Origin of the sequence: Pararhizobium sp. IMCC3301 (assembly GCF_030758315.1) — a bacterium.
Classification (GTDB): domain Bacteria; phylum Pseudomonadota; class Alphaproteobacteria; order Rhizobiales.
Map to the genome: position 1 here is coordinate 267,672 of NZ_CP132336.1, position 13,919 is coordinate 281,590.

Below are 13,919 nucleotides of genomic sequence, written 5' to 3' on the forward strand. Positions count from 1 at the left end.
CTGATGGCCGGTGTAATACACTCACACGACAGAGATATATCACGGGCCTTGGCAAACAATGGCGTGTTTGCGACCCGGTGAAATCGAGGAATAAATTATGGGTATTAGTTTTTGGCAAATTGCCATTGTCGTCGTTTTGGTCGTGCTTCTGTTCGGTCGGGGCAAGATTTCTGATTTGATGGGAGATGTCGCGAAAGGCATCAAAAGCTTCAAGTCCGGCCTTTCAGACGAGGAAGACGAGCAGAAAACCATTGATCAGTCAGCCAGCGAAACCGTTGCTCCTGTCAAATCCAAAGACAAGCAAAGCAGCTAGTCGATAAATTCCGGCGTTGTCCGCGCGGATTTCGCGCCACGTCCTATTAGAGAAACCGGCAAATCAGAATGTTCGATCTTGGATGGACCGAATTTATTGTTGTTGCTGTCGTGGCGATCCTTGTGGTGGGTCCAAAGGAATTGCCCGGGATGCTTCGTACAATCGGGAAGACCATCGGCAGCGCGCGACGCATGGCCGGGGATTTTCAGCGCCAATTTAACGATGCGCTGAAAGAAGCCGATCTGGACGGAATAAAATCCGGCATCGACAGCGTCAATAAGATCAACCCGATGAGGCAGATCAAAGACAGCCTCAACCCGATCAAACAGGCTGCGGCAGATGTTCAAAGGGACATCAACAAGGGGTTGCTGAAAACCGGCGAGACGGCGGCACCAGCAAGCAAGTCAGCTGCGGCAGCCGATTCGGCCATTTCATCCGCTGAGCCGGCTGCAGCTAAACTAGCTTCCAAGGCAAAATCTGCGGCAAAACCGGCCGCTGGGAAAACCGCTGATCAGAAACCGGCGGCGCAAAAGTCGGCTGGCAAAAAGCCTGCCGCCCGAAAACCCGCCACCCGCAAACCTTCCGCCAGCAAGACCACAACCGGAAAGGCTGCAGCTAACCCCACATCCGGCACCAAGCCGGCTGTTACAAAGCCGGCTGGCACTAAGCCGACCGGTAAAAAGTCAGCTGGCACTAAGCCCCCCGTTACGAAGCCAACCGCTGCGAAGAAGCAGGCTCTAAAACCCGCTGCCAAAGGCGCAAAAGCGTCCAAGAAGGAAACTGACGCGTGAGCGAAAGCGAAGACGAAGTCGACAGCAGCCGCGCACCGCTGATTGAGCATCTGATCGAATTGCGACAGCGCCTGTTCAAATCTGTCATCGGACTGACGCTGATGTTCATCATAAGCTTCATTTTCGCCAAGGATATCTTCAATATTCTGACCGTGCCGTATGAAAAGGCTGCGGGTGATCTGAACGCAATTGAGTTTATCTATACCGCTCCTCAGGAATATTTCTTCACTCAGTTGAAGCTGGCCTTTTTCGGCGCGCTGTTTCTGGCTTTTCCGGTTATCGCGTCCCAGATTTATATGTTCGTCGCGCCCGGTCTTTACAAAAACGAGCGGTCGGCCTTTCTGCCTTATCTGGTGGCAACTCCGGTTTTGTTCATCATCGGGGCAGCGCTGGTGTATTATCTCATCATGCCGCTGGCTATGAGCTTTTTCCTCAGCATGGAGCAGGCGGGCGGTGAGGGTCGGGCGTCAATTCAGCTTGTGGCCCGGGTCAGCGAATATCTCGGTCTCATCATGACATTGATTTTCGCCTTCGGCCTGGTGTTCCAGCTGCCGGTGGTTCTGACACTTCTCGGCAGAATCGGTGTGGTTGGATCAGAAGGCCTGAAGTCCAAACGGCGCTACGCAGTTGTTGCAGCCTTTGCCATGGCGGCTATTCTCACGCCTCCGGATCCGATCAGCCAGATCGGTTTGGCGCTGCCGACCATCGTCCTGTATGAGCTTTCGATTCTCTCGGTGCGGCTGATTGAACGGCGCCGTGCCGAACAGGAAAAGGCGGACGCAGCGGTTGATACCGTTTGATAATAGCGCTACTGCCACGCTCATATTTCCACCTGACCACTGACTAATCGGGTTATCCCATGCATGACATTCGATGGATAAGAGAGAATTCGGCTGATTTTGATTCAGCTATGAAAGCGCGCTTCGTCGATTATCGTGCCGCTGACCTGATCGCACTTGATGATGAACGCCGCCAGCACGTCACCCGACTGCAGGAAGCACAGGAAAGCAGAAACGCCGCTTCCAGGGAAATTGGAAAAGCCAAGGCCCGCGGTGATGAAGCTGTGGCCGCGACCGCTATTGCCGCAGTGTCCGAGTTGAAAGAGTTTATCCGAAACGGTGAGGACCTGGAGCGGCAGCTGACCACAAGGCTTACGGAAACATTGGCAGAAATCCCGAACATTCCGCTCCCCGATGTGCCGGTCGGCCCTGGTGAGGATGACAATATTGTGTTGCGGGAAGTGGGCGAGAAACCACTCAGCAACTTTACGCCGAAAGAACATTTTGAACTCGGCGAAGCGCTCGGCATGATGGATTTTGCCATCGCCGGGAAGATATCAGGATCGCGTTTTGTTGTTCTGCGCGGTCACCTTGCCAGACTTGAGCGTGCATTGGGGCAATTCATGCTTGATCTGCATACTCAGACACACAATTATCTGGAGGTCTTGCCGCCGCTGTTGGTCAAGGATGAGGCAGTCTACGGAACCGGTCAGCTGCCGAAATTCAAGGACGACCTGTTTCACACAGATGACGGGTTCTGGCTGATTCCCACAGCAGAAGTGCCACTGACAAATCTGGTCCGCGAATCCATCATTGAATCAGATCAATTGCCGCAGCGCTTTTCTGCTCTGACACCATGTTTCAGATCCGAAGCCGGTTCAGCAGGCCGCGACACCAGAGGCATGCTGCGCCAGCACCAGTTCTATAAAGTGGAAATGGTTAGCGTTACCCGGCCGGAAGACTCATTGAATGAATTGGAACGCATGCTTGGCTGTGCTGAAGAAGTCCTGAAACTGCTGGGTCTGTCTTATCGCGTCATGACTTTAAGCAGCGGGGATATGGGATTTGGAGCGCAAAAAACCTACGATATCGAGGTCTGGCTGCCCGGCCAGAACATGTATCGCGAAATTTCAAGTTGCTCAATCTGCGGCGATTTTCAGGCCAGGCGCATGATGGCCCGTTACAGGGATGAGGATGGCAAGTCTCTCGGCTTCGTTCACACACTGAACGGCTCCGGGGTTGCCACCGGACGTGCCCTGATTGCAATTATGGAAAATTATCAGCGCGCCGATGGCGGTATTGATATTCCCGAAATATTGAGGCCCTATATGGGCGGATTAACCCATATTGGCAGCCTTGCGGAGTAAACTCAGTGCGCATTCTGGTCACAAATGATGATGGCATCAACGCTCCTGGCCTGGCGGTCATGAGGCAGATTGCCGCTGAAACCGGCTCGGATGTCTGGGTCGTCGCGCCGGAAACGGATCAAAGCGGCCTGTCGCACTCTCTCACGATGAACGATCCTCTGCGGCTGCGAAAAATCGAGCGGCAAGTCTATGCCCTGCGCGGCACACCGACAGATTGCGTAATCATGGGCGTACGGGAAGTCATGCCAGAAATTCCTGATCTGATTCTCTCCGGCGTGAATTCCGGGCAGAACATTTCCGATGATGTGACCTATTCAGGCACCATTGCTGCAGCCATGGAAGGCACCATGCTGCGCATTCCCAGCATAGCGCTCAGCCAGGCCTATGACTGGACTTCGGGCAATCCGATTCCCTGGGACGTGGCCAGCACACATGCCTGCGGGCTGATACAGAGGATTCTCGACAAAGGCATCAAGAAGGGCATCCTGATTAATATCAACTTTCCCAATTGTGCTGCAAATGCCGTATCCGGGATAGAACTGACCCGGCAGGGTGCACTGACCCATGGACTGTTTCTCGACAAGCGCGATGACGGACGCAGAAATCCTTATTATTGGCTGACCCATCGCCGCCAGAGTCAGGATGTGATTGCAGGGACCGATCTTGATGCACTGCAAAGAAACTTCATTTCGGTCACGCCCCTGAAAATGGATCTGACAGCGGATGAGGCGCTGGATTATTATTCATATCTGGCCGATTAGGAGAAGGATGTGGCCGGATTTGTAGAGCCGCACAGCCATCATCTACCCGCGTTTATACTGCGCCTGCGCGAACTTGGCATTTCCGATGTGCGCTTGCTGAAAGCGCTGGAGCACACTGACCGGCGAAACTATATTCCCGGACTGACAAAGGAAGACATGTGGCAGGACCGCGATCATGCCATCGGACATGGTCAGAGCGCTGGTGTTCTGAGCCTTGTCATGGTCATGCTGAACGCGCTCAAATTGCAGCGCCAGGATAAGGTTCTCGACATCGGAGTGGGGTGCGGCTACCAGACTGCACTATTGGCACGATTATGCCGCCGGGTTTACGGCGTTGAACGGGTCCGGCCCCTGACACAGCTGGCTGAAAGAAATCTGGCGAAGGATGGCATTTTGAACGCGACGCTGTTCAGCGGCGATGGTCACAAGGGATGGCTGCATCAGGCACCATTCAATGCCATCATTCTAACCGCTGCCTGTGAAACAGCGCCGAGCCTTTTGTTGGACCAACTGGCCATCGGCGGCCGCCTGATTGCGCCGATGGATCAGGGCCACGGTGAAGAGGCAATCACGCTGTTCACCAGGGAAGACGGCGAACTGTCCTCAAAAACCATCGGATACGGCGAGTTTCCGCCACTCGTTCCAGGCCGTGTCAGCGACGACTGAGCACCAGACTTTGAAAACCAAACAAATTTAAGCATTTATAAAGGGTGTCAGGGTTAATACTTCGTCTGTGTTTTTGAGTACAGGCGTGAGTATGCCGATGTTTATGAGTAATGCGTATTCGCGGAGCCGGGCCGCCCGCGTAATTTCCAGGGCCCTCTTTATTTCGCTCCTTTCGGGTACTGTGGTTGCCTGCAGTAATAATTTCTCCCGGATCAGCGATCAGGAATATACTGCCGCGATTGCTTCACAGAGAGCATTTTTGGGGCAGCCTGTCCGGCAGCCGATGCCCGCAGTAGCAATGGGCAATTCGCAGCAATTCGGAGGCGCGCGACAGGCCGGTGTAGATCAACAAAATCTGCCGCCAATCCAGACCTATCAGTCATCTCAGGATGGTGCGGGCATGGCGCAATATCGCCCGATGCCGGATAATAATTTTGACCGGTCCTATCAAGCGCCAGATCAAGGCATGCAGTCTTCAGCCGGACAGGATGCATCTGGCTGGACCACAACTGGCGGCACCACGATAACAGTCACGCCAGGTGACACTTTGTCTTCGATATCGCGGCGCTATGGCGTGCCGGAGCAGGCCATCCTGACTGCGAACAGGCTTTCCAGTTCGCGCGATGTGGTCGCCGGTCGTTATCTGACGATTCCCGCCTATGCGAAGGGACGCAGTACAGCGCCATCTCCCAGCGCGGACTATGCGACGTTGAAGCCATTTCCGGAAAATTCGCCTCAGCCAGCTCGTGCATCTGTTGTCACCACGCCGGAAGCGCCAGTCAGAACCGCGGGTACCATCGACGGTACCCACCGGGTTTCATCCGGCGACACGCTGTTCAGCATTGCCCAGCGTTACAACGTGAATGTCGGCAGCCTTTCGGCGGCCAATAATCTTGGCCAGTCAAGCAATATCCAGATCGGCCAGAAGCTGGTGATCCCCGGCAGGGGCGGCACTCAGAGCGCACAGGTTCTGGCGCCACCAGTCCGATCAGCACAGATCCAGCCGAGAGAAACAATTCAGGCGCGACCAGCAACACCGGTTCAATCCGCACCGAAACAGGCGCGGCTTAGACACTCTACCAGTGAACCTGACGCACCAAAACCTGTCAGGGTCACACCGATCGAGCAGGTCACACCGGTGGCCTACACCCCGCCAGCGGCTGAACTGCGGGAACCCTCAACCCAGGCCGGAGACGGCGCTCTGGCGTTTCGCTGGCCAGTTCGTGGCCGGATAATTTCGACGTTTGGCGACAAGACCAATGGCGAAAGGAATGACGGTATCAATCTAGCTGTGCCGGACGGAACGCCGGTCAAGGCGGCTGAAGACGGTGTTGTAATCTATTCTGGTAACGAGTTGAAAAGTTATGGCAATCTGGTTCTGGTCCGACATTCCGATGGCTGGGTCACTGCCTATGCGCATAACCGTTCACTGACCGTACGCCGCGGCGACCAGGTGCGCCGTGGTCAGGAAATTGCAGAGGCCGGCGCAACCGGCTCGGTCAGTTCCCCACAATTGCGCTTTGAGCTTCGCAAGGGATCGACGCCCGTCAATCCCCTTGACCATTTGGGCGGCGTTTGACCAGACACCAATAACCGCCCAATGAGCGTGGCGCTGGGGCTTATAGCTTCAGCGCCACTTTCTTTTTTCCCGCCAAGTCCTGGATAAATTGCCAGGCCGTTCGACCCGACCGGTAGCCTCGAGTGGTTGCCCATTCCAGAGCGGCAGGCCGCCATTCCGCTTCGCTGACTTCAATGGTAAAATGCTCGAGATATCCGCGCACCATCTTGAGGTAATCGTCCTGGCTGCATTTATGAAATCCCAGCCAAAGGCCGAATCGGTCGGACAGGGAAACCTTTTCCTCGACCGCTTCACTGGGATTGATGGCCGTTGATCTTTCATTCTCGATCATGTCGCGCGGCATCAGATGCCGCCGGTTAGACGTCGCATACAGCAGCAAATTTTCCGGTCGGCCTTCGATGCCTCCATCCAGCGCAGCTTTCAGCGCCTTGTAGGATGTGTCGTCATTATCAAATGACAGATCGTCGCAAAACAGCAGAAAACGAAACGGCTGTTCGGCCATCAATGCCATCAGATCCGGTAGAGATTCGATATCCTCACGGTGAATTTCCACAAATTTCAGCTTATGCGTCTCACAATCCACATGATCATTGACATGAGCATGGATGGCCTTGACCACAGAGCTTTTGCCCATGCCGCGCGCGCCCCAGAGCAAAGCGTTATTTGCCGGAAAACCTGTGGCAAACTGCATTGTATTCTGCAGCAGAATATCGCGTACCTGCTCAATCCCCTGCAACAGCTCGAGATCCACCCGATTGACCTTGTGCACCGGTTTCAGGGTACCTGAGCGAGCACTCCACACAAATGCATCAGCAGCATCAAAATTCACCTGTTCAGCCATTTTCGGTGCCATCCGCTCAAGCGCATCTGCGATGCGAATAAGTGTCGGTTGCAGGAGATCGGGCGGATTCTGTGTCATAAAGCATCCATGTTCGGGAATAAGGCGCGGTTTGTCACTGTTTTCGCTGGCAATTTATGGGCAGATGCCCCATTTGCAAAGCTGTTATGATTTGTCTGCCGGTTGATACTTGCAAAGCAAGCCGCCGTGAGTATAGTCCGCGGGACTTTCTGGACACATAACACCAAGAAAACCGCAGCTTCACGTTCGGCTGCGCAAATGTAAATAGACAGGATTGACTGATGTTTGTAACGCCCGCATTCGCGCAGGCCGCCGGTGGCGGTGCTGGTCTGGCAACCAGCTTACTTCCCTTCGTGCTGATTTTCGTCGTGATGTATTTTCTGATTATCCGGCCCCAGCGTCAGCGGGTAAAAAAGCATGAAGAAATGATCACAGCAGTCCGCCGCGGTGACACGATTGTCACAAGTGGTGGTCTGATTGGCAAGGTCACCAAAGTGATCGATGATGGAGAGTTGCAGGTCGAGCTAGCAGAGGGCGTGCGCGTGCGCATCGTTCGCAGCATGGTTTCCAATGTCCGCGCCAAGGGCGAGCCGGCAAAAGACGACGCCTGACCATACAGGCGCAACATTTCACATCCTCAACATCCATAATGGTTTCGCCATATCTGACGGGTAACTGAATGCTTTATTTCTCTCCGATCAAGACAATAGCCATTGTCCTGACCGTGCTCGTGGGCGTCATAGCCGCCGTTCCGAACCTGATGCCGAAGGATGTCGCCGACCAATGGCCAGCCTGGATTCCTGGCGGTCAACTGGTGCTGGGACTGGATCTGCAGGGTGGTGCACATCTGCTGCTGCAAGTCGAACGTGCGGATCTCATTGAGACCCGGTTGGAGGATCTGCGTAACAGCCTGCGTACAGCATTGCGTGACCAGCGCATCGGCTATACCGGACTGACCACTGATGGCGAAACCGTTCAGGCGAGGTTGCGCGATTCGACCCAGAGCGCGGCCGCTCGTGAGGCATTGCAGGATATCATTCAGCCAATTCCAGGAGGAATACTGTCGGGCGGCATTCCGATCACGGAAGTGGCGCTCGAGATTGACGATGGCGGACTGATCCGCCTGACATTCACGCCGGAAGGCATTGCCCAGCGCGTCAGTTCAGCGGTTGATCAATCGATTGAAGTGATCCGCCGCCGCGTCGATGAACTTGGAACCACCGAGCCGAACATTCAAAGACAGGGCGAAGACCGTATTCTGGTCCAGGTACCGGGTCTCGGCGATCCTCAGCGTTTGAAAGATATTCTCAAACAGACTGCGCGATTGAGTTTTCGCCTGGTGAGTCAGGAAATGTCGGCAGAGCAGGCTCTGCAGGGACGCCCGCCATCAGGTGCAGAAGTGCTTTTTTCATCTGACGACCCACCCATTCCCTATGTTATCGAACGGCGCGAAATAGTCAGCGGCGAAGATCTGGTTGATGCCCAGCCTGGATTTGACCAACGCACCAATGAACCCTTGGTAACATTCCGTTTCAACAATTCCGGTGCTCGTGACTTCGGCCGGGCATCCACGGAAAATGTCGGCAGACCGTTTGCAATTATTCTGGATGATGTGGTGATTTCCGCACCGGTCATCCGCGAGCCAATTCTGGGCGGCAGCGGCCAGATCAGTGGTAATTTTACTGTCCAGACCGCAAATGATCTGTCGATACTGTTGCGTGCAGGAGCGCTGCCGGCCGATCTGACCATCGTTGAAGAACGCACCGTCGGACCGGGCCTGGGCCAGGATTCGATTGCGGCCGGAGAAATCGCCGGGATTATCGCTGCTTCTGCAGTGCTGATATTCATGGTGCTCTCCTATGGTCTGTTTGGCGGATTTGCCAATATCGCACTGGCCATCAACATCATCATGATTATTGGTGTTCTGTCGATGTTGCAGGCGACGCTTACCCTGCCGGGTATCGCTGGTATCATCCTGACGATTGGTATGGCGGTCGACGCCAATGTCCTGATCTATGAGCGCATCCGCGAGGAGGCGCGCGCCGGCAGAAACGCAATCGCAGCCATTGATGCCGGTTACAAACGCGCACTTGGAACCATTCTTGATGCCAATATAACCACGCTGATTGCCGCAATTATCCTGTTTTCTCTGGGTTCAGGTCCAATTCGTGGCTTCGCCATCACGCTGGCAATCGGCATCGTCACAACAGTCTTTTCTGCATTTACCGTGAACCGCCTGATCGTGGCGTTTTGGGTCCGCCGCAGACGGCCCACAACAGTGCCGATTTAGAGCGGGAGACACGCCATGCGGACCTTGAAACTTATTCCTGACGACACCAAAATTGCCTTTATGCGGCATAGAAGATGGTCGTTTCCACTATCTGCAGCGCTGGTGGTGGTGAGCATTGTTCTGTTTGTCGTCAATGGTCTCAATCTGGGTATTGATTTTCGCGGCGGAACGCTGATCGAAATCAAGACCATCGACGGTCCTGCCAATATCGGTGAAATTCGCAGCCTGCTGTCGACCCTGGATTTGGGCGATGTTCAGGTTCAGGAATTCGGATCGCCCGACGATGTGCTGATTCGTATTCAGCAGCAGGATGGCGGAGAAGAGGCGCAGCAGGAAGTCGTCGAGACAATTCGCGGCGTGTTGAGCGGAAATGTTGACTTCAGGCGTGTCGAAGTTGTGGGGCCAACAGTTTCCGGAGAGCTGACACAAACCGGGATTTTGGCGGTTATCGCTTCTCTGGGTGCTGTTCTGATCTACATCTGGCTTCGTTTTGAGTGGCAATTTGCAGTCGGAGCTATCGTTGCAACCGTCCACGACGTCATTCTGACCATCGGGATGCTGTCATTGCTGCAAATGGAATTCAGTCTGGCGAGCATTGCTGCCGTCCTGACCATAGTCGGCTATTCGCTGAATGATACGGTGGTGGTGTATGACCGTGTCCGCGAGAAACTGCGCAAATACAAGCGCTTGCCTATAAACCAGCTACTTGACATGGCGATCAACAAGACCCTGTCGAGAACAGCTCTGACATCGATCACAACCCTGCTTGCCTTGACCGCCCTTTATGTGTTCGGCGGTGAAGTGATCGCATCCTTCACCTTCGCGATGATCTGGGGCGTGGTGATCGGAACCTATTCTTCGATCTTCATAGCCGCTCCGCTGCTAATTTTCCTCAAATTGCGCGACACTGATGTGGCAAAAGGAACCGAGGAAGTGGAAAGCTCCGGCGCTGCATGACGGACCGGGCGGACAAACCTGAAAAAACGCAGCCACCCGAGCAGCACCCGACGGCCGGATCGCCCGGCACTATTATCAAACCGGCTTATTTCCCGGGTCGTGCTCCGATAGACGCCTACGGCAATGGCGGTTTCCGATTCGCCGAAATGTCACATCGCGGTGGCATTCTGGCTCTGCCATCCGGAATTTACGGATGGAGCGCCGCACAGCCTGAGGATGTCACGATTGAGCGGCTGGACCGGGTTGTCGCCGAGGCGGAAGCTATAGAATTGCTGTTCCTTGGCATGGGTGACACCGGAGTTTTTCCTGACAAGCAGACCCGTCAGGCCTTGCGTGACGCCGGCGTTCGCTTTGAAATCATGTCCACCGGAGCTGCAATCAGAACCTTCAACGTAATCCTTGCAGAGGGACGGCAAATTGCTGCAGCCCTGTTGCCGGTTGAGACTATTCGATGAGCCATCAGGATGGTGAGAATCATCTGCAACCATTGATCCGCTCCGCTGATCCCGCCCGTTTCTTCGCCGCACAATTCATCCCCGGACCGCAGCGGGCCGACATTCTGACGCTGTACGCATTTGATCTTGAAATCGCAAAGATTGCCCGTACCACACGTGAACCCATGGCCGGAGAAATCCGTCTGCAATGGTGGCGTGAAGTGTTTCAGGGTGAGCGAGACGCTGAAGCCGCAGCAAGTCCGCTGGCAAATACCATGCTTGATCTGACCAGACGCCATACCATTTCACCGGATGTTCTGGGCCATTATCTCGATGGCTGCATCTTCGATCTTTATGATGATGCAATTGAAGATCAGCAGGGGTTTGAAGCCTATGCCGGTCAGACCGACGGTACCATTTTGCAATTGTCGTGTCTGGTGCTGGATCGCGCCCGCTCTGCACAGGCTGCCGAGCTGTCCGGCTATCTGGCCTGCATGCTCAGTCTCTGGCACCGGGTCATTCGTCCGCTTCTGACAGATCGGACAGATGCGCAAACGCGCGCTGCCCGTTATCTGCCGCCGCAGATCTGCGAGGCGGCCGGAATGTCAGCAAACCCGTTCCTGCAATCACAATCTGCCGACCAAAGCCAAGCCATCCAGCAAATCTGTGCCTTTGCAGAATCCTATCGCCAGCGGGCCATCAAAGCCGCTGCTGCGGTTCCGGCTACCTTGAGACCGGCATTTCTGCAGCTTGCTCCCGTCACGATCCAGCTGGCAAAGGCAACACGGCTATCAAGGCGCAATGGTCCGGCTGCAGACATCAGCACAGCACATCTGATCTGGCATTTATGGCGCGCATCAAAACGCTGGCCGTGTTTCTGATTCTGCGGAAAACGCCGTTACGCCGCAATTCTGCTATCTGACTTCTGCAGCCAGACCTTGAAGTCTGTCAGCGCCCGATCGCAGATCGCCTGCCGTTTCGCGATGGTTTTTTCCTTGCCGCGCAATTTGCGGCCGTCGGTTTCGGCTATCGCCGGGATCGGAGGAAACAGACCAAAATTGATGTTCATCGGCTGGAATGAGCGCTTCCCCGGGGCTTCTTCTGTGGCCAGATGGCCGCCTGTGATATGCGACAGCAGCGCTCCGAATGCGGTTGTTTCCGGTGGCAGCAGCTTTTCCTGACCATGCCAGTCGGCGGCCGCAAACCGCCCGGCCAGCAGCCCCATGGAAGCTGATTCCACATAACCTTCACAGCCGGTAATCTGACCGGCGAATCTGAGACGCAGATCCGCTTTCAATCGCAGGCTGTCATCCAGAAGAACCGGTGAATTGAGGAATGTATTGCGGTGAAGGCCGCCGAGCCGGGCGAATTCCGCTTCTTGAAGGCCGGGAATCAGCCGGAAAATCTCTTTCTGAACGCCATATTTCAATTTGGTCTGGAAGCCGACCATATTGTAGAGCGTACCCAGAGCATTGTCCTGCCGCAATTGCACCACCGCATAGGGTTTCACCTCCGGATTGTGCGCATTGGTCAGACCCCTCGGCTTCATCGGGCCATGACGCGGCGTTTCGCGGCCGCGCTCGGCCATCACTTCAATCGGCATACAGCCTTCGAAATAGGGCGTGTTTTCCCATTGCTTGAATTCTGTCTTTTCACCTTCAAGCAGCGCATCAATGAACCGTTCATATTGCGCCTTGTCCATCGGACAATTGATATAGTCAGCACCAGTGCCACCGGGCCCGACCTTGTCATATCGCGACTGGAACCAGCACACGGACATATCGATGCTGTCGAAATAGGCAATCGGTGCAATCGCATCAAAGAAAGCCAGCGCTGACACATCCGTCAATGAAGCAATGGCGCTCGACAGGGCAGGGGAAGTCAATGGCCCGGTCGCGACGATGACACTACCCCAATCATCCGGTGGAATGGCGCTGATCTCTTCGCGGCTGATGGTGATCAGCGGTTCATTTTCCAGCGCAGCAGTCACGGCGGCAGAAAATCCTTCTCTGTCGACCGCCAGCGCGCCGCCTGCCGGCACCTGATTGGCATCGCCACAGGACATTATCAGCGAATCCGCCAGCCGCAATTCGGCATGCAGGAGACCGACAGCATTATTTTGCGCATCATCGGAGCGGAACGAATTGGAACACACAAGTTCTGCCAGATGGTCAGTCTTGTGTGCATCGGTTCCGCGCACCGGGCGCATTTCATGAAGCACCACAGGCACGCCGCGGCGCGCCAGTTGCCAGGCCGCCTCCGAGCCAGCCAGACCTCCACCAATTACATGAACGGCATTGTTCGTCATATCGATCTCCGCTATGCCAGCAGCCTGGACAAGGTTTTATATTTCACTGCAGCCATGAGATGCACTACCACATTCGGCCCGGATTGCATGTGGCTTTTGCCGGAAAATTGGCCTATTCGGTCCGCACAGAACAGGGGGAACCATGCGACAAATTCCGGTTTTACTATTTGCACTCATACTGTCGGGATGCATCCAGGCCGGGGAAGGCGATCCTCTGAGCTGGTATGCCAGCCAGGATGGACGCGCACCCAGAGGAACATCGGTCTATGTCTGCCACGGGACCGGTTGCGCCAGAAAAGAGCGGGTTGATTTTACACCGCACGACATGCAGCAACTGAAGACAATTCTGGCATCAGGAGCATCTTCTCCAGAGCAGGAACGCTCCGCCATGAGCCGCGCAGTACAATGGTTTGAAAAGCGCATTGCGCGCCAGGTCGGGTCCGGCAATGATGTTGGCGGATTTGATTTGTCGACAGTTAACAAGCCGGGTCAGATGGATTGTATTGACGAGGCGACCAACACCACCAGCCTTTTGAAACTTGCTGCCGACAGTGGCTACCTGATGCATCATCGAATCGGGCGGCCCAAGGCGCGCGGCTTTTTCCTCGACGGGCGCTATCCGCACGCAACAGCTGTCATCATCCAAGCAACAAACAGTGAAGCCTTTGCGGTTGATTCCTGGGTCCGCGACAATGGCAAGCCACCGGTCATCATGCCTCTGAAAGCCTGGTACAAAGAGCGACCGCAGGGCCTGCGTCTTTAGACCATTTCAAATTGACACGGGTTCATTCGCCCAGCCTGTCACATTCCTGTAA

15 protein-coding genes are annotated in these 13,919 nt (G+C 55.0%); 13 read left to right on the forward strand and 2 right to left on the reverse strand.

All coding sequences use genetic code 11. The annotated features are described in order from the left end of the window. Window positions 1-97: 97 nt before the first annotated feature. The 7 genes from RAL88_RS01260 to RAL88_RS01290 all read left to right on the forward strand — a co-directional run bounded on the left by RAL88_RS01260 (window position 98) and on the right by RAL88_RS01290 (window position 6,256). A complete protein-coding gene (locus RAL88_RS01260) occupies window positions 98-313 on the forward strand; it encodes a twin-arginine translocase TatA/TatE family subunit (RefSeq protein WP_306266699.1) in 216 nt (71 codons plus the stop codon). A gap of 68 nt (window positions 314-381) precedes the next feature. After that, window positions 382-1,104, forward strand: coding sequence for a Sec-independent protein translocase protein TatB (gene tatB / locus RAL88_RS01265; RefSeq protein ID WP_306266700.1), 723 nt, complete (start codon window positions 382-384; stop codon window positions 1,102-1,104). Further along, window positions 1,101-1,904, forward strand: a complete 804-nt coding sequence (gene tatC, locus RAL88_RS01270) for a twin-arginine translocase subunit TatC (protein ID WP_306266702.1) — start codon at window positions 1,101-1,103, stop codon at window positions 1,902-1,904. Before tatB ends, tatC begins: the two co-directional genes overlap by 4 nt. Window positions 1,905-1,963: 59 nt before the next feature. After that, window positions 1,964-3,250 carry a serine--tRNA ligase gene (gene serS / locus RAL88_RS01275; RefSeq protein ID WP_306266704.1) on the forward strand — a complete coding sequence of 429 codons (1,287 nt, stop codon included), beginning with the start codon at window positions 1,964-1,966 and terminating at the stop codon, window positions 3,248-3,250. A gap of 5 nt (window positions 3,251-3,255) precedes the next feature. Next, the gene (gene surE, locus RAL88_RS01280; protein ID WP_306266706.1) at window positions 3,256-4,011 is read left to right on the forward strand and encodes a 5'/3'-nucleotidase SurE; all 756 of its coding nucleotides are present in this window, start codon (window positions 3,256-3,258) and stop codon (window positions 4,009-4,011) included. Between the two features lie 9 nt (window positions 4,012-4,020). Beyond that, window positions 4,021-4,677, forward strand: a complete 657-nt coding sequence (locus RAL88_RS01285) for a protein-L-isoaspartate O-methyltransferase (protein WP_306266707.1) — start codon at window positions 4,021-4,023, stop codon at window positions 4,675-4,677. 283 nt (window positions 4,678-4,960) lie between these two features. Next, the gene (locus tag RAL88_RS01290) at window positions 4,961-6,256 is read left to right on the forward strand and encodes a LysM peptidoglycan-binding domain-containing M23 family metallopeptidase (RefSeq protein ID WP_306266708.1); all 1,296 of its coding nucleotides are present in this window, start codon (window positions 4,961-4,963) and stop codon (window positions 6,254-6,256) included. Window positions 6,257-6,296: 40 nt separating this feature from the next. Here RAL88_RS01290 and RAL88_RS01295 read toward each other — a convergent pair whose 3' ends face one another. Next, window positions 6,297-7,175 carry an ATP-binding protein gene (locus RAL88_RS01295; protein WP_306266710.1) on the reverse strand — a complete coding sequence of 293 codons (879 nt, stop codon included), beginning with the start codon at window positions 7,173-7,175 and terminating at the stop codon, window positions 6,297-6,299. A 221-nt stretch (window positions 7,176-7,396) separates the two neighbouring features. On the opposite strand from RAL88_RS01295, the gene yajC reads away from it, so the two are divergent. From yajC to RAL88_RS01320, 5 genes are all read left to right on the forward strand, one after another. Continuing rightward, entirely contained in the window at window positions 7,397-7,726 is a 330-nt protein-coding gene (gene yajC, locus RAL88_RS01300) for a preprotein translocase subunit YajC (protein WP_306266711.1), read from the forward strand. A 68-nt stretch (window positions 7,727-7,794) separates the two neighbouring features. After that, entirely contained in the window at window positions 7,795-9,405 is a 1,611-nt protein-coding gene (secD, locus tag RAL88_RS01305; RefSeq protein ID WP_306266713.1) for a protein translocase subunit SecD, read from the forward strand. A 15-nt stretch (window positions 9,406-9,420) separates the two neighbouring features. Continuing rightward, window positions 9,421-10,362: a protein translocase subunit SecF gene (secF, locus tag RAL88_RS01310; protein ID WP_306266714.1), complete on the forward strand. Its 942-nt coding sequence runs from the start codon at window positions 9,421-9,423 to the stop codon at window positions 10,360-10,362. Further along, complete coding sequence (locus tag RAL88_RS01315; protein ID WP_306266715.1) at window positions 10,359-10,817, forward strand: Mth938-like domain-containing protein; 459 nt, start codon at window positions 10,359-10,361, stop codon at window positions 10,815-10,817. The genes secF and RAL88_RS01315 overlap by 4 nt, the downstream gene beginning before the upstream one ends. Then, window positions 10,814-11,677 carry a squalene/phytoene synthase family protein gene (locus RAL88_RS01320; RefSeq protein ID WP_306266716.1) on the forward strand — a complete coding sequence of 288 codons (864 nt, stop codon included), beginning with the start codon at window positions 10,814-10,816 and terminating at the stop codon, window positions 11,675-11,677. The genes RAL88_RS01315 and RAL88_RS01320 overlap by 4 nt, the downstream gene beginning before the upstream one ends. A gap of 17 nt (window positions 11,678-11,694) precedes the next feature. On the opposite strand, the gene trmFO is transcribed toward RAL88_RS01320, so the two are convergent. Continuing rightward, window positions 11,695-13,104 carry a methylenetetrahydrofolate--tRNA-(uracil(54)-C(5))-methyltransferase (FADH(2)-oxidizing) TrmFO gene (gene trmFO, locus RAL88_RS01325; RefSeq protein WP_306266717.1) on the reverse strand — a complete coding sequence of 470 codons (1,410 nt, stop codon included), beginning with the start codon at window positions 13,102-13,104 and terminating at the stop codon, window positions 11,695-11,697. A gap of 142 nt (window positions 13,105-13,246) precedes the next feature. Between trmFO and RAL88_RS01330 the strand changes: the two genes are divergently transcribed. Further along, the gene (locus tag RAL88_RS01330) at window positions 13,247-13,867 is read left to right on the forward strand and encodes a hypothetical protein (RefSeq protein ID WP_306266719.1); all 621 of its coding nucleotides are present in this window, start codon (window positions 13,247-13,249) and stop codon (window positions 13,865-13,867) included. Window positions 13,868-13,919: the final 52 nt, after the last annotated feature.